Origin of the sequence: Butyrivibrio sp. INlla16 (assembly GCF_900104155.1) — a bacterium.
Taxonomy (GTDB): domain Bacteria; phylum Bacillota; class Clostridia; order Lachnospirales; family Lachnospiraceae; genus Butyrivibrio.
In genome coordinates this window covers 18,478-43,555 of sequence record NZ_FMYB01000038.1, presented here as the reverse complement: position 1 = coordinate 43,555, position 25,078 = coordinate 18,478, and the positions used below count along the sequence as shown (strand labels likewise).

At 43.0% G+C, this 25,078-nt stretch carries 32 protein-coding genes and 1 pseudogene; 32 read left to right on the top strand and 1 reads right to left on the bottom strand.

Annotation, left to right across the window (positions count from 1 at the left end):
* The 16 genes and pseudogenes from BLR42_RS22885 to BLR42_RS15785 form a co-directional block, all read left to right on the top strand.
* Positions 1–638, top strand: a pseudogene (locus tag BLR42_RS22885) (DDE transposase); the annotation flags it as partial.
* 266 nt (positions 639–904) lie between these two features.
* Positions 905–1,123, top strand: a complete 219-nt coding sequence (locus BLR42_RS15855) for a hypothetical protein (RefSeq protein WP_091871121.1) — start codon at positions 905–907, stop codon at positions 1,121–1,123.
* Positions 1,124–1,209: 86 nt separating this feature from the next.
* Positions 1,210–2,022 (top strand): FkbM family methyltransferase, encoded by an 813-nt coding sequence (locus BLR42_RS15850; RefSeq protein ID WP_091871118.1) that lies wholly within the window; start codon positions 1,210–1,212, stop codon positions 2,020–2,022.
* A 33-nt stretch (positions 2,023–2,055) separates the two neighbouring features.
* On the top strand, positions 2,056–3,135 hold the full coding sequence (locus BLR42_RS15845) for a hypothetical protein (RefSeq protein ID WP_091871116.1): 1,080 nt from the start codon (positions 2,056–2,058) through the stop codon (positions 3,133–3,135).
* A 53-nt stretch (positions 3,136–3,188) separates the two neighbouring features.
* Positions 3,189–4,007, top strand: a complete 819-nt coding sequence (rfbF, locus tag BLR42_RS15840; RefSeq protein ID WP_091871113.1) for a glucose-1-phosphate cytidylyltransferase — start codon at positions 3,189–3,191, stop codon at positions 4,005–4,007.
* Positions 4,000–5,334, top strand: a complete 1,335-nt coding sequence (rfbH, locus tag BLR42_RS15835; protein WP_091871109.1) for a lipopolysaccharide biosynthesis protein RfbH — start codon at positions 4,000–4,002, stop codon at positions 5,332–5,334. The genes rfbF and rfbH overlap by 8 nt, the downstream gene beginning before the upstream one ends.
* A gap of 23 nt (positions 5,335–5,357) precedes the next feature.
* Positions 5,358–6,434, top strand: a complete 1,077-nt coding sequence (gene rfbG / locus BLR42_RS15830; protein WP_091871106.1) for a CDP-glucose 4,6-dehydratase — start codon at positions 5,358–5,360, stop codon at positions 6,432–6,434.
* A 160-nt stretch (positions 6,435–6,594) separates the two neighbouring features.
* Positions 6,595–7,023 carry a hypothetical protein gene (locus tag BLR42_RS15825; RefSeq protein WP_091871103.1) on the top strand — a complete coding sequence of 143 codons (429 nt, stop codon included), beginning with the start codon at positions 6,595–6,597 and terminating at the stop codon, positions 7,021–7,023.
* Positions 7,024–7,132: 109 nt separating this feature from the next.
* On the top strand, positions 7,133–8,980 hold the full coding sequence (locus BLR42_RS15820) for an AAA family ATPase (RefSeq protein ID WP_091871100.1): 1,848 nt from the start codon (positions 7,133–7,135) through the stop codon (positions 8,978–8,980).
* Positions 8,981–9,084: 104 nt separating this feature from the next.
* Entirely contained in the window at positions 9,085–9,729 is a 645-nt protein-coding gene (locus BLR42_RS15815) for an acetyltransferase (RefSeq protein WP_091871097.1), read from the top strand.
* Positions 9,730–9,759: 30 nt separating this feature from the next.
* Entirely contained in the window at positions 9,760–10,758 is a 999-nt protein-coding gene (neuB, locus tag BLR42_RS15810) for an N-acetylneuraminate synthase (RefSeq protein WP_091871094.1), read from the top strand.
* On the top strand, positions 10,755–11,990 hold the full coding sequence (gene neuC, locus BLR42_RS15805; RefSeq protein WP_091871092.1) for a UDP-N-acetylglucosamine 2-epimerase: 1,236 nt from the start codon (positions 10,755–10,757) through the stop codon (positions 11,988–11,990). Before neuB ends, neuC begins: the two co-directional genes overlap by 4 nt.
* A 56-nt stretch (positions 11,991–12,046) precedes the next feature.
* Entirely contained in the window at positions 12,047–12,733 is a 687-nt protein-coding gene (locus BLR42_RS15800; protein ID WP_091871089.1) for an acylneuraminate cytidylyltransferase family protein, read from the top strand.
* 31 nt (positions 12,734–12,764) lie between these two features.
* A complete protein-coding gene (locus tag BLR42_RS15795; RefSeq protein ID WP_091871086.1) occupies positions 12,765–13,847 on the top strand; it encodes a nucleotidyltransferase family protein in 1,083 nt (360 codons plus the stop codon).
* A gap of 183 nt (positions 13,848–14,030) precedes the next feature.
* Positions 14,031–15,260, top strand: a complete 1,230-nt coding sequence (locus BLR42_RS15790) for a BTAD domain-containing putative transcriptional regulator (RefSeq protein WP_170832824.1) — start codon at positions 14,031–14,033, stop codon at positions 15,258–15,260.
* A gap of 146 nt (positions 15,261–15,406) precedes the next feature.
* Positions 15,407–16,264, top strand: a complete 858-nt coding sequence (locus BLR42_RS15785; protein WP_091871079.1) for a GTP pyrophosphokinase — start codon at positions 15,407–15,409, stop codon at positions 16,262–16,264.
* 117 nt (positions 16,265–16,381) lie between these two features.
* Here BLR42_RS15785 and BLR42_RS15780 read toward each other — a convergent pair whose 3' ends face one another.
* Entirely contained in the window at positions 16,382–17,245 is an 864-nt protein-coding gene (locus tag BLR42_RS15780; protein WP_091871076.1) for a class I SAM-dependent methyltransferase, read from the bottom strand.
* A gap of 481 nt (positions 17,246–17,726) precedes the next feature.
* Here BLR42_RS15780 and rpsJ point away from each other — a divergent pair, with 481 nt between their 5' ends.
* The 16 genes from rpsJ to rpsH all read left to right on the top strand — a co-directional run bounded on the left by rpsJ (position 17,727) and on the right by rpsH (position 25,074).
* On the top strand, positions 17,727–18,038 hold the full coding sequence (gene rpsJ / locus BLR42_RS15775; protein ID WP_022761340.1) for a 30S ribosomal protein S10: 312 nt from the start codon (positions 17,727–17,729) through the stop codon (positions 18,036–18,038).
* A gap of 144 nt (positions 18,039–18,182) precedes the next feature.
* Positions 18,183–18,866 carry a 50S ribosomal protein L3 gene (gene rplC / locus BLR42_RS15770; protein WP_022761339.1) on the top strand — a complete coding sequence of 228 codons (684 nt, stop codon included), beginning with the start codon at positions 18,183–18,185 and terminating at the stop codon, positions 18,864–18,866.
* A gap of 29 nt (positions 18,867–18,895) precedes the next feature.
* Positions 18,896–19,519, top strand: a complete 624-nt coding sequence (rplD, locus tag BLR42_RS15765) for a 50S ribosomal protein L4 (RefSeq protein ID WP_022761338.1) — start codon at positions 18,896–18,898, stop codon at positions 19,517–19,519.
* The gene (gene rplW / locus BLR42_RS15760) at positions 19,519–19,818 is read left to right on the top strand and encodes a 50S ribosomal protein L23 (protein ID WP_022761337.1); all 300 of its coding nucleotides are present in this window, start codon (positions 19,519–19,521) and stop codon (positions 19,816–19,818) included. The genes rplD and rplW overlap by 1 nt, the downstream gene beginning before the upstream one ends.
* 88 nt (positions 19,819–19,906) lie before the next feature.
* Positions 19,907–20,749 (top strand): 50S ribosomal protein L2, encoded by an 843-nt coding sequence (rplB, locus tag BLR42_RS15755; RefSeq protein ID WP_022761336.1) that lies wholly within the window; start codon positions 19,907–19,909, stop codon positions 20,747–20,749.
* A gap of 33 nt (positions 20,750–20,782) precedes the next feature.
* The gene (gene rpsS / locus BLR42_RS15750) at positions 20,783–21,064 is read left to right on the top strand and encodes a 30S ribosomal protein S19 (RefSeq protein ID WP_022761335.1); all 282 of its coding nucleotides are present in this window, start codon (positions 20,783–20,785) and stop codon (positions 21,062–21,064) included.
* Between the two features lie 41 nt (positions 21,065–21,105).
* The gene (rplV, locus tag BLR42_RS15745; RefSeq protein WP_022761334.1) at positions 21,106–21,492 is read left to right on the top strand and encodes a 50S ribosomal protein L22; all 387 of its coding nucleotides are present in this window, start codon (positions 21,106–21,108) and stop codon (positions 21,490–21,492) included.
* 20 nt (positions 21,493–21,512) lie between these two features.
* Positions 21,513–22,184, top strand: coding sequence for a 30S ribosomal protein S3 (gene rpsC, locus BLR42_RS15740; RefSeq protein WP_022761333.1), 672 nt, complete (start codon positions 21,513–21,515; stop codon positions 22,182–22,184).
* On the top strand, positions 22,184–22,621 hold the full coding sequence (rplP, locus tag BLR42_RS15735) for a 50S ribosomal protein L16 (RefSeq protein ID WP_022761332.1): 438 nt from the start codon (positions 22,184–22,186) through the stop codon (positions 22,619–22,621). The genes rpsC and rplP overlap by 1 nt, the downstream gene beginning before the upstream one ends.
* Positions 22,611–22,814 (top strand): 50S ribosomal protein L29, encoded by a 204-nt coding sequence (gene rpmC, locus BLR42_RS15730; protein ID WP_022761331.1) that lies wholly within the window; start codon positions 22,611–22,613, stop codon positions 22,812–22,814. Before rplP ends, rpmC begins: the two co-directional genes overlap by 11 nt.
* Before the next feature lie 24 nt (positions 22,815–22,838).
* The gene (gene rpsQ, locus BLR42_RS15725; RefSeq protein ID WP_022761330.1) at positions 22,839–23,093 is read left to right on the top strand and encodes a 30S ribosomal protein S17; all 255 of its coding nucleotides are present in this window, start codon (positions 22,839–22,841) and stop codon (positions 23,091–23,093) included.
* Between the two features lie 33 nt (positions 23,094–23,126).
* A complete protein-coding gene (gene rplN, locus BLR42_RS15720; protein WP_022761329.1) occupies positions 23,127–23,495 on the top strand; it encodes a 50S ribosomal protein L14 in 369 nt (122 codons plus the stop codon).
* Positions 23,496–23,506: 11 nt separating this feature from the next.
* Positions 23,507–23,818: a 50S ribosomal protein L24 gene (gene rplX, locus BLR42_RS15715; protein WP_091871073.1), complete on the top strand. Its 312-nt coding sequence runs from the start codon at positions 23,507–23,509 to the stop codon at positions 23,816–23,818.
* Between the two features lie 21 nt (positions 23,819–23,839).
* Positions 23,840–24,379, top strand: coding sequence for a 50S ribosomal protein L5 (rplE, locus tag BLR42_RS15710; RefSeq protein ID WP_022761327.1), 540 nt, complete (start codon positions 23,840–23,842; stop codon positions 24,377–24,379).
* 19 nt (positions 24,380–24,398) lie between these two features.
* A complete protein-coding gene (locus BLR42_RS15705) occupies positions 24,399–24,584 on the top strand; it encodes a type Z 30S ribosomal protein S14 (protein ID WP_022761326.1) in 186 nt (61 codons plus the stop codon).
* A gap of 88 nt (positions 24,585–24,672) precedes the next feature.
* Positions 24,673–25,074 (top strand): 30S ribosomal protein S8, encoded by a 402-nt coding sequence (gene rpsH, locus BLR42_RS15700; protein ID WP_022761325.1) that lies wholly within the window; start codon positions 24,673–24,675, stop codon positions 25,072–25,074.
* The last annotated feature ends 4 nt before the right edge of the window (positions 25,075–25,078 follow it).

Genomic DNA, 25,078 nt, shown 5'->3' with positions numbered 1-25,078 from the left:
GTATGATGATTGAGTCTAACATCAAGAAGATGGGACGTCTGGAACTGTTGTATACCTGCTTGTCAAATCTTGTAGCAAGCCTTAAACGAGGCGGTTACAATGACAAGATCAAAGGGTTGGAAGCTTATGCGGATCCTAACAACAGAAACCGTGTTGTGTATTACGAAAAGGAAATTCCTCAGTCAGAACGGATTCAAAAAGTAATCGATGATGCTGTTCAACTCCTTCCAACATGTAAGGAAAGCCACGGAGAGACTACTGACTATCAGCTCCTTGAAAGGGCGATCTCAGAGCAGACAAAGGATGATGGCAATGGTCATATCATTCCAAAAGATAAGGGCGAGATGGATGCAACTATTCTTCAAAATCCAGCTGATCCGGAGGCGACTTTCAGAAGCAAGGCTGGTAAAGAACACCGCGGATATGTCGCCAATATCACGGAAACTGTTAGTGAAAACGGATCCATTATCACAGACTACCAGTATGATGTAAATACTAGAAGTGATGCCTCATTCATCAAGGAATACATAGACAATCAGGAAGAATCTCCCGAAGCTGTCGCACTCATAACCGATGGGGCTTATGACAGCCATGAGATAAAGATGCAGGCAGCTAAAAAGGGTATTGCAGTTTTTTAACTGGTCTTATTGGTAAACAACCAAAACCAATACTGGCTGACTTTGAGATTACGGCTGAAGGCACGGTATCAAAGTGTCCTGCAGGAAATGTCCCAAAGAGCAGTTCTCATATAAAGCAGACAAACTGTTCTCGTGTATCATTCCCAAGAGAAACATGTGAAAACTGTCCTCACCAACGGGAATGCAATCCCCAGTTGAAGAAGTGAACTGCCACAATGACCATATCATTAAACTCCAGAAACCGTTTGTTAGGATCATTGGAGATTATGGATGATGATACACGCAGTAAAATCAGCAGAATCAGGAATGGTGTAGAAACATCTCCATCAATCCTCAGAAATAAATATGGTGTTGATAAAATGCCTGTCCGTGGAAAGCTAAAGGCAAAATATTGCTTTGGCTTTAAGGTTGGTGCGCAAAATTTTGCCAAACTGATGCGATTTGTTAATGGCAAATCGAAATGCCGGGCATTGGTTCCAGGATGATGACAATAAAGAGGGGGACTATGCCTCCTCAATAAAGAAAACCGTCGTCAAACATAGTTTTATTCAGTTATCAATGTTCAAAAAATATGTCAAGGTCACGTATAAATGTGACTTTTGGCACCTACATCATAATATTGCTTGCAATAGGCAGTAGTGCATCAGGTGAAGTAGTTAGGAATCTACAGGAAAAAGGGTTTGGGAAAATATATCTTTGCGAGGATTGGGAAAGCGCCAACGATGCGGTGAAAGAGCAGGTTTTCTGTGATTATATTCAAAAAAAGAGCATCGATTTGTCAGGCGAATATATAGATTTAGCCAATCATAAAATTCTCAATCCGCTGAAGCACCCGAGAGTATACAGACAAATGCTGACGGGGACGTTTTTTTCGGAAATAATTGTTCCGGGAATGTATAATGACGATAAGTATGGGAATTTGCAGCAGCTTGATGAGATAAAGAGCAGAATCGGTGGAGCGAAATGTGTTCTGGATATCGGAGCATGTGCCGGACTGTTTTCTATTATGGTGTCCGGTATTGCTGAAAATGTCTGGGCCTTTGAACCGTCAGAGGCTATAAGATTTTACTTGATAAAGAATACGGAGCTTTGCGGAAATGTTCATGTGGAATCGTTTGGTATTTTAAATGAAAAAGGTAAAAAGACTTTTTATGATGTTTCGGATTATCCAAAGTACAGCGGGTTTGTAGAACGCGATGGCGCTGTTCCATATCAGGTAATGACAACTAATGTGGATTACTGGTGTGAAGATATGGGAATTAAACCGGATGTTATAAGGATAGATGCTACGGATTGTCTGGTTGAAATAATGGACGGGGCTAAAAATACAATTAAAGAATATGACCCTGTAATTATTATAGGGACTAAAATAGTTGATGTTTAAAGAAGTGTTGCAAAAGTGGCATGTGGAGATGTTATGAGTAATTGGCAGATAATGCATGACAATAGAATTATTGCTGAGATAGCGGATAATGGTATTGCAAAAGTGCATAATTCTGCCTTTATGCCTTTTGATCTGTGGCTGGAAGAAGCAACTGATGTAGATACTCTTGTTAATAATCTTACCAATTTTTATTACTGGTGTGCATCAAGGGTTTTGACATTAGACCGTGAATATGCAAAGGAAATACTAAGCAGTATAGGGGCGCAGCAAGGTACAACTGATAAGGAGAGGGCTAAGGTTGCGCTTTCTTACCACTGTTTATCTCTTAAAGATATTTATTGGGTGAAACCGGATGATGAAGAAGTCTCCTTCGATGATATAAATATTTACGATAATCATTTAGATAATGCGTTTGTCGATTTGTCATTAAGGGGCAAAGCCATGACAGTGGATAATGCGCACCTAATAGCGGATGATATTTCGACAAGCGGAGTATGCCCTAAGGCTTGGGTCAGGAAAGCGGACGGATTTTGGCTATATAAAGATGGCGATATTCAAAATGTGGAGAATGAGATTTTGGCTAGCAAAATTTGCAGATGCTTCAAGTGCAATCAGGTTTTGTATGAAAAAGAAAACTTTGATGGAGACATCGTTTCTGTCAGTAAGATAATGACTAGCAAGAAATATAGTATTGCGACCAGAGCAGCATTTGATATTTATGCGGTTAATCATGAAATGGATCCGATTGATGAGATTATAAGACTGGATGGATACGGATATTATATGATGAATATTCTTGACTACCTGGTGGGAAATACGGACAGGCACTGGGAAAACTGGGGATTACTGATTGATAATGAGACCGGAAAGGCATTACGGCTGCATGATCTTATGGATTTCAACCAGGCATTCAAAGCATATGATAATGTTGATGGTGCTCTTTGCCAGACAACGCTTCCCAGAAGAATAACTCAGAGACAGGCTGCGATAGAGGCGGTAAATGAAATCGGAATGAATCGGATAAGCGAGGTTGATCCTGTATGGTTTGAGGGTAGAAACAATGACTATATGATGTTTATGGAACGTATGAATATCTTACAGAGCTATGCTTAAGGTCTTGATGAGTCTGAATGTTACTGTGATGCCATATTAATGAGGGAAAAACAATGAAGGTTGTATTACTTGCCGGCGGAGAAGGAACCAGATTTTCTGAGGAGTCCGGGTATAAACCAAAACCCATGATTGAGGTAGGAGGTATGCCTATTATCTGGCATATCATGAAATACTATTCTCATTTTGGGTATAACGAGTTTGTAATCTGCGCAGGCTACAAGCAGCATATTATCAAGAAATGGTTTGGGGATTATTTCCTTTATACTTCTGATGTCACCTACGATCTGGCTGACACCTATAGTATAGAATTCCACGATATACATAGAGAGCCCTGGAAGGTAACCGTGGTTGATACCGGGCTTAAGACGATGACAGGTGGAAGACTTAAGCGGATTCAGAAGTATATTGGCGATGAACCTTTTATGATGACCTACGGTGATGGCGTATGTGATGTCAATATCGATAAACTGGTGGAATTCCATAAGGATCATGGGAAGATAGCTACGCTTACTTCAGTAATGCTCGATCAGGAAAAGGGAGTTCTTGATATTGCTGAGAATAATTCGGTTCGCGCTTTTAGAGAAAAAAGAATTACAGATGCCAGACCGATCAATGCCGGATACATGGTGTTACAGCCTGATGTTTTTAAATATATCGAAGGAGATTCTACTGTTTTTGAAAAGGATGTCCTTGAGAGGCTTGCCGGCTTGGGTGAATTGATGTCATATAACCACAAAGGTTTCTGGCAATGCATGGACACGAAACGTGAGCACGACGTTCTTGAGGGCATGATCGCCAGAGGTGAAGCACCCTGGATGAAGTGGGAAGACACTCATGGTGATTTAAGTTCCGGTGGGAGAGATGATGTCTGATCAGGAAATGATGAAAAAGCAGATACTTGATATGGTATCTGAATATGCAAAAAAATATCACACAAAATCCGATGAATTCCATGAGGGAGACAGGATTCCGTACGCATCAAGAGTTTATGATGAAAAGGAGATGGTTAACCTTGTGGATTCCGCATTGGAATTCTGGCTTACTTCCGGAAGATATACGGACGAGTTTGAGAAGAAGCTCTCTGAGTACCTTGGCGTGAAGTTCTGTTCTCTTGTTAATTCCGGATCTTCTGCAAATCTTGCTGCCTTTATGGCATTGACATCTCCGCTTCTCGGAGAGCGAAGGGTTCGTAGAGGCGACGAAGTCATAACGGTTGCCGCGGGGTTTCCGACAACTGTAGCGCCTATAATTCAATACGGCGCGGTTCCTGTTTTTGTTGATGTTAAGATTCCTGAATGCAATATAGATGTCGCGAGGCTTGAAGAGGCTTTGTCCGAAAAGACGAAGGCTTTAATGATTGCGCACACTCTTGGTAATCCATTTGATCTTGCTGAGGTTAAGAGTTTTTGCGAAAAAAATAATTTGTGGCTTGTGGAGGATAACTGTGATGCCCTGGGCAGCAGATATTCCATTGAAGGCGGGATGCGTTTTACAGGCACAATCGGAGACCTTGGAACCTCGAGTTTTTATCCGCCTCATCATATGACAATGGGCGAGGGCGGAGCAGTCTATACTGACAATCCGCTCCTTCATAAAATTGTGAGATCCATGAGAGACTGGGGGCGCGATTGTGTATGCCCTTCCGGTAAAGATAATATGTGCGGACACAGGTTTGATGGGCAATATGGGGAGCTTCCAAAGGGGTATGATCACAAGTATGTCTATTCGCATTTCGGATATAACTTAAAGGCCACGGATCTTCAGGCGGCCATCGGCTGTGCGCAGCTTGATAAGATCCCGGGATTTGTGGAGAAGAGAAAGCATAATTTTGAGTTCCTGACAAAGCTCCTGGAGGAAGGCGGCTCGGAAGATAAGATGATTCTTCCGGTTGCTACTAAGAATTCAGAACCCAGCTGGTTCGGCTATCTTATGACCTGCAAAGAGGGCGTGGACAGGAATAAGGTTGTGCAATTTGTTGAGGAGCGCGGCGTTCAGACGAGGATGCTCTTTGCGGGAAATCTCACTAAACATCCGTGTTTTGATGAAATGAGAACAACTGGGGATGGCTATAGAGTTGCCGGTTCTCTTGAGAATACAGACAGAATTATGAAGGACAGTTTCTGGGTTGGACTGTATCCCGGAATGACGGATGAGAAGCTGGCTTATATGGCGAAAGTGATACTTCAGGCTGTTTTATGATATGAAGATGTTGGGACGTGCCTATGAATGCTGAAAATCTTAAAGCTATAAAGGAATTCTACTCCGGGAAACGGGTTCTTGTTACCGGGCATACGGGTTTTAAGGGGAGCTGGATGTGCGCTGTGCTTCGCCATCTCGGAGCGAATGTGTACGGCTATGCCCTCGAGCCTATGGGAGATCCGAAGCTTTATGATATTTTGGGTACTTGTCATGATGTGAAAAGTGAGATTGGGGACATTCGCGATCTTGATAAGCTGAAGAAAGTTTTTGAGAGTTTTTCTCCTGAGGTTGTCATTCATATGGCGGCACAGCCTATTGTGCGCGAATCCTATAAAGATCCCGTTAATACCTATTCGACCAATGTGATGGGAACGGTGAATATTCTGGAGTGCATGAGACTGTTTTCAGAAAAGGTAAGTTTCTTAAATGTCACTACTGACAAGGTCTATGAGAATTCGGAGCGCCCTGATCATGCTTTTTGTGAGGATGAAAAGCTGGACGGCTATGATCCCTACTCGAATTCAAAGAGTTGTTCGGAATTAGTGACTCATTCCTACGAGAAATCATTTTTCAAGGATAATAAGAATATACAGATATCTACTGCACGCGCAGGAAATGTCATCGGCGGCGGGGACTTTGCTGCGGACAGGATAATTCCGGATTGTGTGAGAGCGACGATAAAGGGTGAGAGCATCGCTGTCAGAAATCCTGTTTCCACAAGGCCGTATCAGCATGTGCTTGAGCCTGTTTTCGCATATCTGCTCATAGCTATGAAACAGGCGGAGAATCCTGAGCTGGCAGGCTCCTTTAACGTTGGGCCTGATCCGGAGTCTTGTGTGACTACGGGCGATCTTGCGGACAAGTTTGTAAATAGCTGGGGAGAAGGTGCGTCCTGGAAGGATTTATCAGAGATGAATGCGCCTCACGAGGCAGGTTTTTTGCAGCTTGATTCTTCAAAGCTAAAAAGTACTTTTGACTGGGAACCTAAGTGGCACATCTCAGAGGCGATAGACAGGACTGTCATCTGGTACAAGGTCTGGGATTCGGGCGAGGATATGCGCGAGTTTACTGATGATCAGATCAGGGAATGGATGGGATAGTCCTTACAAAAGTGGAAAACCCCATTTTTTATCTTTGTTATTTTTGCTAATAGCCTCCCATACAAGCTTGTGATAATATTGTACTCATCGGATGTGATTCTTTTAAATGCTCCGATGATGGTGGGACCTCCAACAATAGTTATTTTAGGAGGAAAATATAATGTCATTGAATGACAAAGATTTAAAAGCAATTGCAAAAATAGTTAAGGAAAGTATTTCTGGTTTAGAACAGGATGTATCAGGACTTAAGGAAGATGTATCAGGTCTCAAGCAGGATGTCGTCGGTATAAAGGGACGCTTGGATGAGCATGATAAGCGTTTTGACAGGATTGAAAGTGACCTCACCTGTATTGAGAGTGACCTCACCTGTATTAAGAGTGACCTCACCTGTATTAAGGTTGATCAGCTCGAGAATAATGTTATTAGAAGGCTGAATACTATTGAGGCGTGCTATCTGGATGCATCTAACAGATATATAAAGAATAGCGACAAATTCGAAAATGCAATAACCGATATTGACATAATGAAACGTGCTATTCAGAAGAATTCAGCAGATATACTTGAATTAAAGAAATTACAGCAAGCTTGATATGCAGGGGGCTGTCGCAATGAGCGGCAGCCCTTTTTGGCTTTAACCTCATTTAACCTATAGACACTAGGGTTAATTGGGGTTAAAATTATTTTAGAGGTTAATGATTATGAGTAGTTATAATGACAGTTTTGAACTAAATAAGAAGATTAGTGAACTTCCAAGGGGCTATGTTACGCAGAAGAAGATCAACGAAAAAATATATAATTATCATCAATGGAAGGATGATAATGGAAAGATGCATTATGACAGCGTGAGTGAAGAGGACGCTGCAATTCTTCGGAAGCAGATTGAGCTTAGGAAAGAACTTCAAAAGAGTCTTAGGAGTCTCGGAAAAGCTGAAAATGGGCATAAGGGACACTATCTGATGGAAGCTGGTGTGGCCTATGGAAAGCCTGAAGTTTCTAATGACTTTGATTTTGAAGTGAATGCCATGTATGGAAGCTCGCTAAGAAATATGGCAGATGCTGCTAAAGGGCTTAAGAAAAGGGACTGCTATGGGATATTGGAAAAGTATATCTATGGAAAGCAGTCTGATAAAGTCTGCCTGATTTATGGCCTTCGTCGTACAGGTAAGACGACTCTTTTAAGGCAGCTCTTTCTAGGCATGAAGGATGCTGATTTCACTAAGTCGTTATATATTAAGGCGACGACAGCAGATACGATGGCTGAAATGAATAAGGCTATGAAGCTGGCAGTAAAGGGCGGATTTAAATATTTGTTTATTGATGAAGTTACTCTGATAAGTGACTTCATTGATTCTGCGTCGCTCTTTTCGGATGTCTATGCTGCGCAGGGACTAAAGATTATATTGTCCGGAACGGATTCTTTGGGATTTTATTTTGCTTCCAATGAAGAGTTATACGATCGTGCTGTTATGGTACACACAACATATATTCCATACAGAGAGCATGCCAGGCTATTAGGGATAACTAGTATAGATGACTATATTCGATATGGCGGAACATTAAAAGCGGGTGAACTTAGGTTTGGAGATGATGAGGATTTTGAGGAGGCATCTTTCAGAGATGATGAGAGCACCAGACGTTATATTGATACGGCGATATGCAAGAATATCCAGCATTCGCTGGCATGTTATGAAGAGGGGACTCATTTCAGGAATCTGAAAAGGTTATATGATGCCCATGAACTCACTAATGTCATCAATCGTATTATTCAGGATATGAATCATGATTTTACCAAGGAAGTCATTCTGAAGGAGTTTGTTACAAGGGACATTAGGTCATCTGCACAGATGCTTAGAAGTGCAAGAGAACCTGAGAAAAGAACGGATGCGCTTGATGAGATAGATACATCTGATGTCATAAAGAAGTTGAAAGGGATTCTTGATATAAAGGAAAATGAGGAACTCTCAGAGATCATTTCTGAAGCGGTATTAACTGAGATCAAAGAGTATTTGAAAGCTTTGGATTTAATCGAATATATAAAAATTGAATCCAATGCTGCTGGTACAGGTGACCTTTGGCGTACAATTTTTACTCAGCCTGGAATGAGGTACTGCCAGGCACAGGCTCTTGTGTATTTAATTATGAGAAATGAGGAATTCAAAGCGCTTAGTGAACGCGAAAAACTGCTTATTTCAAGTAAAATCCTTGAAGATGTACGGGGGATAATGCTTGAGGATATTGTCCTCTTAGAGACACAGAAGGCTCTGGGGAAGAATAAGCGGGTTTTTAAGCTCCAATTTGATGTCGGCGAGATTGATATGGTCATTTATGATCAGGAAACCGACAGCTGTGAATTGTATGAAATAAAACATAGCAGTGAACGTGCAGATAATCAGTGGAAGCATCTTATGGATGAGAAGAAACTGGATCACATTAGGACGATATATGGAATGATTGAAAAGAGATGTGTTCTATATTCCGGAGAGACAGAGGTACTTTCAGATGGCAGAGAATATAGGAATGTTGAGGAATATTTATCTGAAATGTGACGCTGATTAAGAAAGGTCGGATGTTCACGTTATACGAAATATCGAGTATAATATATCTTAGGAATATATTGATTTGTTAGCACCAGTCTCTCGGAGGAATCCACATGGAAAGCATAGTTATGATCGGTGGCGGCGGGCATTGCAAGTCGGTGATTGATGCAGCGCTCAGGTCCAGGAAGTTCGAGAAAATCTTCATAACGGATGTCAATCTAAAGCCCGGGGATAATATCCTTGGCTGCGAGGTTGTGGGCGGAGACGATAAGTTACCCGAGCTTTTAGCTGGAGGCGTTAAGAATGCATTTATAACTGTGGGATTTGTTAAGCCGAGCGGCCTTAGAAGTAAGCTGTTTTTCATGGCGAAGGATATGGGCTTTTCTTTTCCAAATATAATTGATCCCTCCGCGGTGGTAGCTGCTGATGCAAAGCTTGGAAGCGGGATATTTGTTGGGAAAACTGCTGTGATAAACGCAGGAGCCTCCGTTGGGGATAACGCAATAATTAACACGGGGGCTATAGTGGAACATGATTGCAAAATCGGTGATTTTGCGCATGTGGCGGTTGGAACCAAGGTGTGCGGCGAGAGCAAAGTTGGTGCTAATTCACTGATCGGAGCAGGTGCAACGATTCTCCAATGTGTGGAAGTTGGAAATGATGCGATTATCGGTGCAGGATCAGTGGTTATAAAAAATATCGGAGCATCCTGCACGGCGGTTGGAGCTCCGGCCAGAATACTTAGAAGATGGAACTAGTCTGTAATCATATCTTATGAGGGATAAGCATTGGCGGATAAAGTATTAATAATTGCTGAGGCGGGCGTAAATCATAACGGTTCTTTGGAACTGGCAAAAAAGCTTGTGGATACCGCTAAGGAATGCGGCGCGGATATAGTTAAATTCCAAACGGCGAAGCTTTCAAGCCTGGTGTCCAAAAGCGCGCCTATGGCAGAGTATCAAAAGAATAATATAGGTAAGGAAGAATCTCAGAAGGATATGCTCTCAAAACTCCTTCTGCCTTTTGATGATTTTATTACACTTGCGAACTACTGCAAGGAGGTGGGAATAAAGTTCCTGTCTACGCCATTCGATATAGAGAGTATAAGGTTTCTTGATCCGCTTCTTGATATATGGAAGATTCCATCCGGAGAGATAACCAATTATCCATACCTTGTAGAGATAGCTAAGACTAACAAGGATATGATTCTCTCGACCGGAATGTGCACCATGGATGAGGTTGCGGATGCAGTGAAGGTACTTAAGGAAAACGGGACAGGGAAACTGACCATACTTCACTGTACAACAAATTACCCAACACCGATGAAGGATGTGAATCTGAAAGCGATGCTTGCACTAAAGGAGAAGTTTGGATGTGATGTCGGATATTCGGATCATACACAGGGAATAGAGGTTCCGATAGCGGCAGCAGCACTTGGCGCAACGGTTCTGGAGAAGCACTTTACACTGGACAGGAATATGGAAGGTCCGGATCATAAGGCGTCGCTCGAACCTGATGAACTAAGGCAGATGGTCCTTTCTGTCAGGAATATAGAGATGGCTCTTGGCGATGGAAATAAGCAGCCTACCGAAGCGGAGCTTAAGAATAGATTAGTGGCAAGAAAGAGCATAATTGCTGCAAAAGAAATAAAGACCGGTGATATTTTTTCAGAAGATAATCTTACCACCAAGAGGCCAGGCAGTGGCATCTCACCCATGAGATGGAATGAAGTCATAGGGCAAAAGGCGAAGAGGGATTTTAAAGAGGATGAGCTAATCGAACTATGAAAACCATAACAATCATTACCTCCACAAGAGCTGAATATGGTCTTCTTCGTCCTTTGATAAAAAGGCTTCTTGATGATGGAAAGGTGTGTCCTAAGGTTGTGGCTACCGGCGCACATCTGCTTAAGGAATTCGGCGAGACAGTCAAGGAAATCGAGAAGGATTCCTCAGAACTTGGTTTTGAGATAGATGAAAAAATAGATATTTTTGATGGAGTAAAAGGCGACAGGCCTGTAGATATTTCAAGGATAATGGGGCAGGCGGTTACGCTTTTCGGAGAGTATTTTGATAGAAAAAGATCTGATGCGATAGTGGTTCTTGGAGACAGATATGAGATGTTATCTGTTTGCAGTGCTGCCATGAATGCGAGGATTCCGATTATTCATATACACGGCGGCGAAACCACGCAGGGTGCTGTGGATGAGGCGGTAAGGCACAGTATTACGAAGATGAGCCAGCTGCATTTCACATCAACGGAGGAGTACAGAAAAAGAGTTATTCAGCTGGGAGAGAATCCCTCAAGAGTATTCAATGTCGGCGCTCTTGGTGTTGAGAATGCATGCAAAGCGGATATCATGGCGCGAGATGAGCTTGAGAAGAGTATTAATAGTGCCAGATTGAATGTGGCTGAAAGGTCGCAAAAGGGAGCAGTAATACTTGGTGATAGATATGCTGTCGGAACTTTCCATCCGGTGACTCTTGAAGATGATAGTGCGGAGCAGCAGACAAATGAGCTACTGGCAGCTGCCCAGCAGTATTCGGATATCACTTATCTTTTTACAAAAGCGGGAGCAGATGCCGGAGGCAGGAAGGTGAACGAGATCCTTGCGAAATATGCTGCTGAGCATGATAACTTCTATCTTGTAGATTCGCTGGGAATGCGCAGATATTTAAGTGCTGTAAAAGGTGCACTTTTTGTAATCGGTAATTCATCAAGCGGAATAATTGAAGTTCCGTCTTTCCATGTGCCTACGATAAATATCGGTGACAGGCAGAAGGGAAGAGTGGCAGCAGAATCTGTCATAAACTGTGATACGGACCAAAAGAGTATTGCGGCGGCAATTGATAAGACGCTGGACGCTTCGTTCAGGGAGAAGGTAAAGCATAACGGTAATCCTTATGAAAAAGAAGGTACATCGAAGATGATGGCAGAGATTATCGAGGAGTTTATCTTGGACGATAAATTGGATTTGAAGAAAAGCTTTTATGATGTGGATTTTGATCTGTCAAAATGATTGAAAAGCATGCATGCTATTAAGGCGATTTTTATAACATGGATGAGGCATACAGTATGAAGAATCTCGCTATAATCCCCGCGAGGAGCGGCTCGAAGGGGCTTGTGGATAAGAATATAAAGCCGATGAACGGGAAGCCTCTTATGGGCTATACGATTGATGCTGCTCTGGGTTCAGGAGTTTTTGATGCAGTCATGGTATCGACAGATTCCGAGAAGTATGCAGAGATTGCAAGAGGGCTTGGCGCAGAGGTTCCGTTTTTAAGAAGTGAGAGGACGGCTTCAGATTCAGCCAGTTCCTGGGATGCGGTCACAGAAGTGATTGAGAAGTATGCGGAGAGTGGCAAAACCTTCGATACGTTCTGCCTCCTTCAGCCAACATCCCCGCTCAGGACTTCTGAGGATATACGAGGAGCTTACGATCTTTTTATAGAAAAGAAAGCGAACTTTGTGGTGTCCGTGTGTGAGACGGAGCATCCGCTTTCCTGGTGTGGTACACTGCGTGAGAATTTTAGTATGGATGGCTTTATAGAGAGAAAAGGTGCTAATCAGAGGCAGAAAATGCAGAAGTCATATCGGTTGAATGGTTCGATTTATATTGCGGATATAGTAGCTTTTGCCGAGGACAATTTTTTCTACAGAGACGGAAGCTATGCTTATGTGATGTCTACACGTTCCAGTGTTGATATAGATAATGAAGAAGATTTTTTATATGCGGAATTGCTGATGAATAGAGGTTTATAAACGGACTGACAACAGCCATGAGGGGGTACGTATGTCGGAAGAAAACAGCATTACTCTTGAAAAGTTCATCTCAACAAAGGATATAACCATACTTCAGGCTATGCAGAAAATTGATGTTAATACCAGAAGTATTCTGTACATAGTGGAAGATGACGGTGTTCTTGTGGCGAGTATCTCAGACGGCGATATCAGAAGATGGATATTGAAATCGGGAGATGTTAATGACAATGTCATGATGGCTGCGTATAAGACGCCGAGATTTCTGTATGAAAATGAGGCGGACAAGTGCAACTTCCTGATGAACAGCGCACATATTACGTCTATTCCGATCCTTGATAAGGAAAATAAAATTGTTAATATTATTTTCCGGGATAAGAGTAAGGCTGATTACATTGAGGCGGCAGATCTTGCGCTCTCCGACACACCGATAATTATCATGGCGGGTGGTAAAGGCACAAGGCTTTATCCCTACACCAAGATTTTGCCAAAGCCGCTGATCCCTGTGGGCGATATTCCTATTCTTGAGAGAATCATGAACAGGTTCCACGAATATGGGGCGAGAAAGTTCTATCTGACTGTGAATTATAAAAAGGAGATGATAAAGTCCTATTTCGCAGAGCAGAAGGTTCCTTATGAGATTGAGTATGTGGAAGAGGATAAGCCGCTTGGCACCGCCGGCAGCATCAGACTTATTCAGGAAAAATTCGAAAGACCTGTGATTGTGACGAACTGCGATATACTTATCGATGCCGATTATGACAGTATAATAAGGCACCACATTGCATCCGAGAATGGAATAACGATTGTATCTTCACTTAAAAACTTTCCTATTCCATATGGGGTTCTGGATGCTGAGAAGGAAGGCTTGGTGACGGCTATCAGGGAGAAACCGCATCTTTCCTACTTTGTCAACACGGGTATGTATGTCGTGAATCCTGCATGCTTTAATATGATACCTCCGGATGTTATGTACCACATGACGGATCTGGCCGATGACCTTATGAAAAGCGGCGGCAGAGTGGGCATGTATCCTATAAGCGAGATGTCGTTCCTTGATATGGGAGAGTTCCAGGAGATGAAGCGCATGGAAGACAGAATAAGCGAGGTTTTGTGATAACCAATCATATTCTGAGTTTTGTGTGGTAATATTTTCGCAATAATTTGTGATTTTATGATACAATACTCTTCAGGGGATGATGCTTCCTCTCGGATATGTGGTTTGGGGATATACCGGGTATATGTCGAAGCATCGGCTATAAATATATTTTACGGGTATGGGAGAAAAGCGAAAAAAGTCATGAAGAAAACAAAGTTATACATCAAAACATTAGGCGCGTTTGGAATTGAGTGCAACGGTAAGGAGATTACTCTCGGCAGAAACCGCGCATCTAAGTATATTCAGCTTGTGGCAAGAGTTTTTTCTGCCGGAAGCGAAGGGGTTAAGAAGGAAGATCTTCAGGATGATATTTATTCGGAAGACCTTAACGTTAAGAGTAACCTTAACAACAGTATGAACAACCTGATATATCAGTTCAGGAAGGTTGCTGAGAAGGCCGGAATTCCGGGCGGTAATGTGTTTGTATTCTCAGACGGTCTTTATAAGGCTGATCCAAGCGTTGAGGCTACAGCTGATAACGTTGAGTTTACAGCTTTTATAAACAATGCCAGAAATTCCGAAAAGGATGAGGATAAGGCAAAGAGCTACCAGAAGGCCTTCGATATTTATAAGGGTAACTTTTTGCCCGAGCTTAACGAGCTTTACTGGATATCCAAAAAGAGTGAGGATTTAAGGACTCTCTATGAGGAATGCGTAGATTTCCTTGCGGGCTATTACAGAGCTACCGGGAACTACGAAGCTATGGCTAAGATTTTTCATAATGCGTCAGCAATCGATCCCGACTGTGAGTGGCAGGTTGGAGAGATAGATGCCTACAGGCTTATGAAGGATTATAAGAGGGCATATTCTCTCTATGAGGAGATGATCAGATATTATGCTGAGGAGCTTGGAATAGCGCCTACAGATAACATGCAGCGCTGCTATCAGGAGCTTCAGGATGCCGCTTTCTCCGAAGATCATGCAACTAGCCAGGATTCCAGTGAGAATGGGCTTAAGAGCGGTCTTGTGCTTGAGGAAGAGGGTGGCCCTTACGAGTGCCTGTATCCTGAGATGAGAGCTTCTTATCAGATTCTCAGCAGGAATATGGAGAGACACGGTCTTACTGTTTTCCTTCTTCTTCTCACAATCGCCGATTACGAGGGCAAGGAGATCAGACAGGAGGAAAAGGCCGAGAGACGTATGGAGTCCCTCAGAGTGGCTATTAACGAGACTTTGAGACATGGTGATGCTTTCTGCAGATATTCCAGAACGCAGTATCTTGTGCTTCTTACAGGAACCGGTGTTGAGGAGTGTATGCTGGTACACAGACGTCTTCAGGACAGACTTAAGGTTCTGGCAGGACCCAGAGCTACACTCAACTATCGCATCATTTCTTATGCAGATATGACTGCAGAGAATGACGAAGAGTAGTTTGGAAAGTTTTTTTCAGATTTTTTAGAATTATGTGATGTTTTATTCATAACATTATAAAAGCTTTATATTTAGTTCATAATTAAATAAATGATAGTGATATAATTGTAATGGAGGGGGCATATTAGTTATTTGGAGGAATGCCCATGGCTATTGGAAATCTTGACTTGACTCAGCTCGACAGGACGCTGATGACCAATGAGCAGAAGTCACTGTTAAACGTTAACAATGTATCACAGAAGGAAATCGAGCAGCTGCTTATCATGAGAGGGCAGGTGCAGGAATTCCAGATGATGATGATGAAATATGATTGCGCATTATCCGAAGTCAGAACCAAGTTAGAGATACTTAATAAGGAACTTTCACTTAAAAATAATCGCAATCCATTTGAGAATATTAAGAGCAGGATCAAAACTCCTGTTAGCATCTACGAAAAGTTAAATCGCAAGGGAATCCCGTTTTCGATTGAAAATATCGAGAGTAATATTTCGGATATCGCCGGATGCCGCGCTATCTGTTCTTTTGTTGATGATATTTATATGGTCGCTGATTGTCTGAAAAAGCAGGACGATGTACATGTCCTTGTAGAGAAGGATTATATCGCGACTCCAAAAGACAGTGGCTACCGCAGTCTTCATCTTATAATAGAGACTCCGATTTTCCTTACGAAAAACAAAGAGTTCATGAAGGTTGAAGTGCAGTTCAGAACCATCGCGATGGATTTCTGGGCGAGCCTTGAACACAAGATGAAGTATAAGAAAGATATCGAGAATGCGGAACTTATCTCTGAGGATCTTAAGTTTAGTGCGGATCTGATCAATCAGCTTGACAGAAGAATGCAGCAGATACGTGAGCGAATTGATGCCGGTGACGGTAAGCCCTATGGTATGACTCCTACCGAAGAGGAGGAGAGAGCTGACTGCGAGACCATGGAGATCATAAGACGTGAGATTCAGGCTGAGCAGAATGCAGCACGCAAGCGTGGCAAGAAGAAAGCAGAATGATGTATGTATAAAATTGTTCTTTATATATAAGGAAGAAAAAATGTCATCCCGTTATGAAGGTTAACGGGATGGCATTTTTGCTTTGTGATTATTATTTTGAAAAATTGCCAGATTATATTATTTTGCAGTCCATCTGCCGCTGGCGCCGCAGGGAAGAACCAATCCGTTTGAAGAAACAGGAAGCCCGACTTCATCAGCTTCTACAGTTCCTTCGTGGATAGGATCAATTGCTGTATGTATCATATAGGAAAGAACTGCAGGTTGAAGTCCTGTGGTATATGAGTTAATAAGGAAGAAAAGAGGTTTATCCGAAAGCAACTGAACGCTTCTGAGTATAAGGTCATATACGCAGTCCTCAATTTTCCATATCTCGCCCTTGGGGCCTCTTCCATAGGAAGGCGGATCCATTATGATTCCGTCATAGTGATTTCCGCGTCTTATCTCTCTGTCGACGAATTTACCGCAATCATCAACGAGCCATCTGATAGGAGCATCTGCAAGACCTGAAGCTGCAGCGTTTTCTTTTGCCCATTGAACCATGCCCTTGGCGGCATCGACGTGGGTTACAGCAGCGCCTGCCTTTGCAGCGGATACTGTAGCACCGCCAGTGTAGGCGAAGAGGTTAAGAACTTTAATGTCGCGGTCCGCATTTTTTATAAGGCCTGAAAACCAATCCCAATTGGCAGCCTGCTCCGGAAAAAGTCCTGTGTGTTTAAAGCTGAAGGGTTTTAAATGAAAAGTAAGTTCCTTATAATTAATAGTCCATTCTTCAGGGAGTGAACGGAAATCCCATTCACCGCCGCCTTTATTGCTTCGCTGATAACGGGCGTTCCACTTTTTCCAGCCCATGTGCTTTTTCTTGGTGTTCCAGATCACCTGCGGATCCGGACGAACCAGCATATAATCACCCCAGCGCTCAAGCTTCTCACCGCCGGAGGTATCGATAACTTCGTAATCTTTCCAATTATCTGCAATCCACATAGAAGTACTCCTTGCTATTGTTTATCATTACACTTATATTATAGAAGAAACAAGTAAAGATTTTATCCCAAAATGCATAAAAAACTAGGCTATGCATAAAATAGATTAAAAAGCATCAAGTCAAAGTAGCTAAAATTGCCTATTTTTATTAAAAAGTGATTAATTTTGAAAATAACGCTTGCATGAAATGAAAAAATGGGATATAGTTATCCATGCTGTGACATGATAGCTGTGAAGCGTGAGGTTGCTGTCTTATCCAGTGAGACAGGTTTTCCGTGGAGCGAATGTCAAGAGACCGCAAGGTCAGACAATCTGACGACAAGTCACTGTACAAACAATTTGTCTGCGAAGCTATGCTAGCAGAAACGACGTGTGAGAACAGGATGAGAATGGTTTGAGTCCATGACACACACGGGAGAGTGTACAGTCACCGCTTGTCGTACTTATCTAATTAAAGTGCGAAAAGGAGGCGACTTTTTTTATGGCAAATCAGGTAATGAGAATTACACTTAAGGCGTATGATCATCAGCTCGTAGATGCATCTGCAAAGAAGATCATCGAAACAGTAAAGAAGAACGGATCTCAGGTTAGCGGACCTGTACCGCTTCCGACTAAGAAGGAAGTAGTTACAATCCTCCGTGCTGTACATAAGTACAAGGATTCCAGAGAGCAGTTCGAGCAGAGAACACACAAGAGACTGATCGACATCATCACACCTACACCTAAGACAGTTGAGGCTCTTCAGAGATTAGAGATGCCCGCAGGTGTAAACATCAACATCAAGATGAAATAATTCATCGGCAACTAATGTTAAACCTCTACTAGTATGATGCGAGACGCATGATGCCGTAAGACTGGAGAGTTGCCCAAGGGCAATTGAGACGACATTGCGAACGATTTAAGCATCCGCTGTAGATGTAATAAGGAGGTAAATACAATGAAGAAGGCTATCTTAGCTACGAAGATCGGTATGACTCAGATCTTCAACGAAGACGGTTCACTTGTACCTGTAACTGTTTTACAGGCAGGCCCCTGTGTAGTAACACAGATCAAGACCGTTGAGAACGATGGTTACAGTGCAGTTCAGGTCGGCTATGTTGATAAGAAAGAAAAGATCATCAACAGAGACAAGAACGGCAAGAAGACAATCGTACATGCACATGGTGTAAACAAGGCTCAGCAGGGTCACTTCAAGAAGGCTGGCGTATCATGCAAGAGATTCGTTCGCGAGTTCAAGTTTGAGAACGCAGCTGAGTATGAGCTTGGAAGCGAGATCAAGGCAGACATCTTCGCCGCTGGTGACAAGATTGATGCTACAGCAACATCCAAGGGTAAGGGATTCCAGGGCGCCATCAAGAAGAATGGTCAGCACAGAGGACCCATGGCTCATGGTTCTAAGTTCCACCGTCATCAGGGTTCTAACGGATCCAGTTCTGATCCGAGCCGTGTATTCAAAGGAAAAGGAATGCCTGGTCACATGGGAAGCGTAAAGGTAACAGTTCAGAATCTTGAGGTTGTTCGTGTAGATGCAGACAAGAATCTGATCCTTGTAAAGGGCGCAATACCCGGACCTAAGAAGGGACTTGTAACAATCAAGGAAACCACAAAGGTTGAGGCATAATTTCCAGAATACGAAAGGAGGACATACAGATGGCTAACGTATCTGTTTATAATATCGAAGGCAAAGAAGTTGGCAACATCGATCTTAACGATGCCATTTTCGGAGTTGAAGTAAATGAACATCTCGTACATCTGGCAGTAGTTCAGCAGCTTGCTAACAATCGTCAGGGTACACAGAAGGCTAAGACACGTTCCGAAGTTAGCGGAGGTGGTCGTAAGCCTTGGAGACAGAAGGGAACCGGTCATGCAAGACAGGGTTCAACAAGATCTCCTCAGTGGACAGGCGGCGGTGTAGTATTCGCTCCCGTTCCGAGAGATTACTCTTTCAAGATGAACCAGAAAGAGAAGAGAGCAGCTCTTAAGTCTGCACTCACAGATAAGGTTCAGACAGGTAAGCTTATCGTTCTTGACGAGCTTAAGATGGATGAATTCAAGACAAAGAAGCTTGCAGAGGTTATGAACAACCTCAAGGCTACACGTAAGGCACTTGTTGTTCTTGCAGACAACGATACTAAGGTTGTTAAGTCAGCAAGCAATCTTCCTGAAGTTAAGACAGCGCTTACAAACACAATCAATGTATATGATATCGTAAACGCTCAGACACTCGTTCTTACAAAGGACGCAGTTGCTAAGATTGAGGAGGTGTATGCATAATGGCAGCATTACAGTACTATGACGTAATCCTTGAGCCTGTACTTACAGAGAAGAGCATGAATGCCATGGGCGAAAAGAAATACACTTTCTTCGTTCATCCTGAAGCTAACAAGACTCAGATAAAGGAAGCAGTTGAGAAGATGTTCGACGGCGCTAAGGTTTCTAAGGTAAACACACTTAACGCAAACGGCAAGCTTAAGAGACGCGGAATGACTTACGGCAGAACTGCTAAGATCAAGAAGGCAATCGTACAGCTTACTGCAGACAGCAAGGACATCGAGATTTTCCAGGGACTTTGATAATAACTAATTAACTATACGCACAGGATCAAAGCAAAGTCCGGATCCGGGTTTTAAACCGTGCGTGATATCAAAAAGGAGAAGAATCATGGGAATTAAGAAATACGGCCCATATACACCGTCCAGAAGAAACATGACAGGTTCTGATTTCTCAGAGATCACAAAGAAGACACCTGAGAAGAGCCTCCTTGTTTCTAAGAATTCTAAGGCTGGACGTAATAACCAGGGTAAAATCACTGTAAGACATCGCGGTGGCGGTGGAAGAAGAAAGTACAGAATCATCGACTTCAAGCGTTACAAGGATGAGTGCACAGCAAAGGTTATCGGTATCGAGTACGATCCTAACAGAACTGCAAACATTGCACTGCTTGAGTATGAGGATGGCACAAAGGCTTACATCCTTGCTCCTCAGGGACTTAAGGATGGCATGACAATCATGAATGGTCCTGCAGCCGAGGTTCGTATCGGTAACTGCCTCCCTCTTGCAAACATTCCTGTCGGTGAAAGCGTACACAACATTGAGCTTTATCCCGGAAGAGGCGGTCAGCTTGTTCGTTCAGCAGGTAACTCAGCTCAGCTTATGGCTAAGGAAGGTAAGTATGCAACTCTTCGTCTTCCTTCAGGCGAGATGAGACTTGTTCCGATCGAGTGCCGTGCAACAATTGGTACAGTAGGTAACATTGATCATAACCTTATCAACATCGGTAAAGCTGGTCGTAAGCGTCACATGGGTATCCGTCCTACAGTTCGCGGATCAGTTATGAACCCGAATGATCACCCGCATGGTGGTGGTGAGGGTAGAGCACCTATCGGTCGTTCCGGTCCCAGCACACCTTGGGGTAAGCCTGCTCTTGGTTACAAGACACGTAAGAAGAAAAAGGCTTCTAACAAGATGATCATTAGAAGAAGAGATGGTAAGGCAATCAAGTAATTGATGCCTGATTGATAGAAAAGGAGAATGACAATGTCTAGATCACTTAAAAAGGGACCTTTCGCAGATGCTAGTCTTCTTAAGAAGATCGATGCAATGAATGCAGAGAATCAGAAGCAAATCGTTAAGACATGGTCCCGTCGTTCCACGATTTTTCCTTCCTTCGTTGGACACACAATCGCTGTTCATGACGGAAGAAAGCATATTCCGGTATATGTAACGGAAGATATGGTTGGTCACAAGCTTGGTGAGTTCGTTCCTACAAGAACCTACAGAGGTCATGCAGGCGCCGAGAAGAAGGGCGGAGTTCGCTAAGTCTGTGTGACTTGGTTCAACATTGAAAGGAGGTTAAATCTATGGCAACAGCACATAGATCTCAAGTTAAAAGAGAGAGAAATGCTCAGAAGGATACAAGACCTTCAGCAAAATTATCTTACGCAAGAATCCCTGTTCAGAAGGCATGCTTCGTAATGGATGCCATCAGGGGTAAGGACGTTGAGACAGCACTTGCTATCCTGGAGTACAATCCGAGATACGCTTCCAGCGTTATTTATAAGTTACTTAATTCTGCAATCGCAAATGCTGAGAACAACAACGGCATGAACAGAGCTAATCTGTACATTGCAGAGTGCAATGCAAGCAATGGCCCGATTATGAAGAGAATTCAGCCTAGAGCTCAGGGTAGAGCTTACAGAATTCAGAAGAGATTAAGCCATTTGACTGTAATTCTGGATGAGAGATAAGAAAGGAGAAAGTAAGTTCAATGGGACAGAAAGTTAATCCTCATGGCCTTAGAGTCGGCATCATTGCAGATTGGGATTCCAAATGGTATGCAGAGAACAATGAGTTTGCAGACAACCTTGTTGAAGATTACAAGATCAGAAAGTTTCTGAAGAAGAAGCTTTACGCTGCAGGTATCTCAAAGATCGAGATCGAGAGAGCATCTGACCGCGTCAAGGTTATCGTTTATACAGCTAAGCCCGGTTTCGTAATCGGTAAGGGTGGTGCTGAGATTGAAGTTACTAAGAAAGAGCTTTCAAAGCTCACAGACAAGAAGGTTCTTGTTGATATTAAAGAGATCAAGAAGCCCGATAAGGACGCTCAGCTCGTTGCAGAGAACATTGCACAGCAGCTTGAGAACCGTGTATCCTTCCGTCGTGCTATGAAGTCCTGCATGAGCAGAACAATGAAGACAGACGCACAGGGTATCAAGGCATGCTGCAGCGGACGTCTTGGTGGTGCTGATATCGCACGTAGCGAGTTCTACAGCGAGGGCACAATCCCGCTTCAGACACTTAGAGCAGATATTGATTATGGATTTGCTGAGGCAGATACAACCTATGGTAAGGTTGGTGTTAAGGTATGGATCTATAAGGGTGAAGTACTTCCTACTAAAGCATCCGAGAATTCAGATAAGGAAGGGAGCGATAAATAATGTTAATGCCGAAGAGAGTAAAGCATCGTAAGCAGTTCCGCGGTTCTATGGCTGGTAAGGCTACACGCGGCAACACAATCGCATACGGTGAGTATGGAATAGTAGCGCTTGAGCCCTGCTGGATTCGTTCAAATCAGATCGAGGCAGCCCGTGTCGCTATGACTCGTTTCATCAAGCGTGGTGGTCAGGTTTGGATCAAGATTTTCCCTGACAAGCCTGTTACAGCAAAGCCTGCTGAAACTCGTATGGGTTCCGGTAAGGGTTCTGTAGATTACTGGGTAGCAGTTGTTAAGCCTGGACGTGTAATGTTTGAAATCGGCGGAGTCGATGAAGAAGTTGCAAGAGAAGCACTTCGTCTTGCAACACACAAACTTCCTTGCAAGTGCAAGATCGTTTCAAAGGCTGATTTGGAAGGCGGTGCATCCAATGAAAACTAATAAGTATGTAGAAGAGCTGAAAGCTAAGTCTGCTGAGGAACTCAGCCAGGAGCTTGTATCAGCTAAAAAGGAACTTTTTAATCTGAGATTCCAGAACGCAACTAACCAGCTGGATAACACAGCAAGAATCAAAGAAGTTAGAAAGAATATTGCGAGAATACAGACTGTCATCACACAGAAGGCAGCACAGTAATTGGAATCCTGAAAGGAGTATATCGTGGAAAGAAATTTAAGAAAAACGCGTGTTGGTAAAGTAACAAGCGATAAGATGGATAAGACCATCGTTGTTTCCATCGAAGATCATGTAAAGCATCCTCTTTACAAGAAGATCGTAAAAAGAACCTATAAGCTGAAGGCTCATGATGAGAACAATGAGTGCCATATAGGTGATACAGTCAAGGTTATGGAAACAAGACCGATCTCTAAAGATAAGAGATGGAGACTGGTTCAGATTATTGAGCGTGCTAAGTAATTAGCTGATAGTTGATTATAAAGGAGAAATAACATGATTCAGCAGGAAAGCAGACTTAGAGTTGCTGATAACACAGGTGCGAAAGAGCTTCTTACAATCCGTGTTATGGGTGGTTCTACAAGAAGATATGCGAGAATCGGCGATGTAGTTGTTGCTTCGGTTAAAGAAGCAACACCAGGCGGCGTTGTAAAGAAGGGTGATGTTGTTAAGGCAGTTGTAGTACGTACTGTTAAAGAGACTCGCCGTAAGGATGGTTCTTACATCCGTTTTGATGAGAACGCTGCAGTAATCATCAACGATGAAGGTAACCCGAGAGGAACTCGTATTTTTGGACCCGTTGCAAGAGAGCTTCGTGACAAGAAGTACATGAAGATTCTGTCTCTCGCTCCGGAAGTATTATAAGGAGGCACCGAATGTCTACAAGTAAGATTAAGAAGGGCGACACTGTTAAGGTTATCGCCGGTAAGAGCAAAGATAAAGAAGGCAAGGTACTCTCCGTTGACACAAAGAACGGCAAGGTAGTAGTTGAGGGTGCTAACATGGTAACAAAGCACACAAAGCCCTCTGCATCTAACCCCAACGGTGGTATCGTTCAGCAGGAAGCTCCCATGGACATCTCCAATGTTATGTATGTTCATAAGGGAAAGGCAACACGTGTTGGTTTCAAGGTTGAGGATGGTAAGAAAGTCCGCATCGTAAAGTCAACCGGTGATGTCATTGACTGATAGGAAAGGAGGTAAGGAGCTTTGAGTAGATATAAAGATTTATATAAAGACGAGATCGTGAGCGCTATGACAAAGAAGTTCGGTTATAAGAACGTCATGGAAGTTCCGAAGCTCGATAAGATCGTAATCAATATGGCTGTAGGTGAAGCTAAGGAGAACGCTAAGGTTCTTGAGAACGCTGCAAACGATATGCAGATCATCTCCGGTCAGAAGCCTGTTTATACAAAGGCTAAGAAGTCCATCGCTAACTTCAAGATAAGAGAAGGTATGCCGATCGGATGTAAAGTAACTCTTCGTGGTGAGAAGATGTACGAGTTCATGGATCGCCTTGTAAACCTTGCACTTCCTCGTGTCCGTGACTTCCGTGGTGTTAACCCGAACGCTTTCGATGGCAGAGGAAACTATGCTCTTGGTATCAAGGAGCAGCTTATTTTCCCTGAAATCGAGTACGATAAGGTTGATAAGACAAGAGGTATGGACATCATCTTCACAACAACTGCCAAGACTGATGAAGAGGCTCGTGAGCTTTTAACACTCTTCAACATGCCTTTCGCTAAGTAATTAAGGAGGAATCGAACACATGGCTAAATTATCCATGAAGGTAAAGCAGCAGATGAAACCCAAGTTTTCAACACGTGCATACAACCGTTGCAGAATTTGCGGTCGTCCTCATGCTTATCTCAGAAAATACGGAATCTGCAGAATTTGTTTCCGTGAGTTAGCTTACAAGGGCGAGATCCCGGGTGTACGTAAGGCTAGTTGGTAATTATTTAAACCATTGCGGCTTCGTGTCTCTGTGCAGACGGGCACAGTAAGGCGGAGCAATAATAGAAAATTAAGGAGGCTTTTTCAAAATGGCAATGAATGATCCTATTGCAGATATGCTTACAAGAATTCGTAATGCTAATACTGCAAAGCATGACACAGTTGACGTTCCTTCTTCAAAGATGAAGCTTGCTATTGCAAACATTCTTCTTGACGAAGGTTATATCAAGAAACTTGACGTTGTTGAAGAGAACGGTTTCAAGAATCTTCACATCACACTTAAATACGGTGCTGACAGAAATGATAAGGTTATCACCGGATTGAAGAGAATTTCCAAGCCCGGTCTGCGTGTATACGCAGGTAGAGAGGAGCTTCCGAGAGTACTTGGTGGTCTCGGTATCGCTATCATCTCAACTAACCAGGGTGTTGTAACTGATAAGAAAGCAAGAGAGCTCCAGGTTGGTGGCGAAGTTCTTGCATTTGTATGGTAAATTG

Coding starts and splice junctions, on each gene's coding strand:
- BLR42_RS15855 (WP_091871121.1), top strand. CDS start 905: ATGGATGATGATACACGCAGTAAAATCAGCAGAATCAGGAATGGTGTA.
- BLR42_RS15850 (WP_091871118.1), top strand. CDS start 1,210: ATGTCAAGGTCACGTATAAATGTGACTTTTGGCACCTACATCATAATA.
- BLR42_RS15845 (WP_091871116.1), top strand. CDS start 2,056: ATGAGTAATTGGCAGATAATGCATGACAATAGAATTATTGCTGAGATA.
- rfbF (WP_091871113.1), top strand. CDS start 3,189: ATGAAGGTTGTATTACTTGCCGGCGGAGAAGGAACCAGATTTTCTGAG.
- rfbH (WP_091871109.1), top strand. CDS start 4,000: ATGTCTGATCAGGAAATGATGAAAAAGCAGATACTTGATATGGTATCT.
- rfbG (WP_091871106.1), top strand. CDS start 5,358: ATGAATGCTGAAAATCTTAAAGCTATAAAGGAATTCTACTCCGGGAAA.
- BLR42_RS15825 (WP_091871103.1), top strand. CDS start 6,595: ATGTCATTGAATGACAAAGATTTAAAAGCAATTGCAAAAATAGTTAAG.
- BLR42_RS15820 (WP_091871100.1), top strand. CDS start 7,133: ATGAGTAGTTATAATGACAGTTTTGAACTAAATAAGAAGATTAGTGAA.
- BLR42_RS15815 (WP_091871097.1), top strand. CDS start 9,085: ATGGAAAGCATAGTTATGATCGGTGGCGGCGGGCATTGCAAGTCGGTG.
- neuC (WP_091871092.1), top strand. CDS start 10,755: ATGAAAACCATAACAATCATTACCTCCACAAGAGCTGAATATGGTCTT.
- BLR42_RS15800 (WP_091871089.1), top strand. CDS start 12,047: ATGAAGAATCTCGCTATAATCCCCGCGAGGAGCGGCTCGAAGGGGCTT.
- BLR42_RS15795 (WP_091871086.1), top strand. CDS start 12,765: ATGTCGGAAGAAAACAGCATTACTCTTGAAAAGTTCATCTCAACAAAG.
- BLR42_RS15790 (WP_170832824.1), top strand. CDS start 14,031: ATGAAGAAAACAAAGTTATACATCAAAACATTAGGCGCGTTTGGAATT.
- BLR42_RS15785 (WP_091871079.1), top strand. CDS start 15,407: ATGGCTATTGGAAATCTTGACTTGACTCAGCTCGACAGGACGCTGATG.
- BLR42_RS15780 (WP_091871076.1), bottom strand. CDS start 17,245: ATGTGGATTGCAGATAATTGGAAAGATTACGAAGTTATCGATACCTCC.
- rpsJ (WP_022761340.1), top strand. CDS start 17,727: ATGGCAAATCAGGTAATGAGAATTACACTTAAGGCGTATGATCATCAG.
- rplC (WP_022761339.1), top strand. CDS start 18,183: ATGAAGAAGGCTATCTTAGCTACGAAGATCGGTATGACTCAGATCTTC.
- rplD (WP_022761338.1), top strand. CDS start 18,896: ATGGCTAACGTATCTGTTTATAATATCGAAGGCAAAGAAGTTGGCAAC.
- rplW (WP_022761337.1), top strand. CDS start 19,519: ATGGCAGCATTACAGTACTATGACGTAATCCTTGAGCCTGTACTTACA.
- rplB (WP_022761336.1), top strand. CDS start 19,907: ATGGGAATTAAGAAATACGGCCCATATACACCGTCCAGAAGAAACATG.
- rpsS (WP_022761335.1), top strand. CDS start 20,783: ATGTCTAGATCACTTAAAAAGGGACCTTTCGCAGATGCTAGTCTTCTT.
- rplV (WP_022761334.1), top strand. CDS start 21,106: ATGGCAACAGCACATAGATCTCAAGTTAAAAGAGAGAGAAATGCTCAG.
- rpsC (WP_022761333.1), top strand. CDS start 21,513: ATGGGACAGAAAGTTAATCCTCATGGCCTTAGAGTCGGCATCATTGCA.
- rplP (WP_022761332.1), top strand. CDS start 22,184: ATGTTAATGCCGAAGAGAGTAAAGCATCGTAAGCAGTTCCGCGGTTCT.
- rpmC (WP_022761331.1), top strand. CDS start 22,611: ATGAAAACTAATAAGTATGTAGAAGAGCTGAAAGCTAAGTCTGCTGAG.
- rplN (WP_022761329.1), top strand. CDS start 23,127: ATGATTCAGCAGGAAAGCAGACTTAGAGTTGCTGATAACACAGGTGCG.
- rplX (WP_091871073.1), top strand. CDS start 23,507: ATGTCTACAAGTAAGATTAAGAAGGGCGACACTGTTAAGGTTATCGCC.
- BLR42_RS15705 (WP_022761326.1), top strand. CDS start 24,399: ATGGCTAAATTATCCATGAAGGTAAAGCAGCAGATGAAACCCAAGTTT.
- rpsH (WP_022761325.1), top strand. CDS start 24,673: ATGGCAATGAATGATCCTATTGCAGATATGCTTACAAGAATTCGTAAT.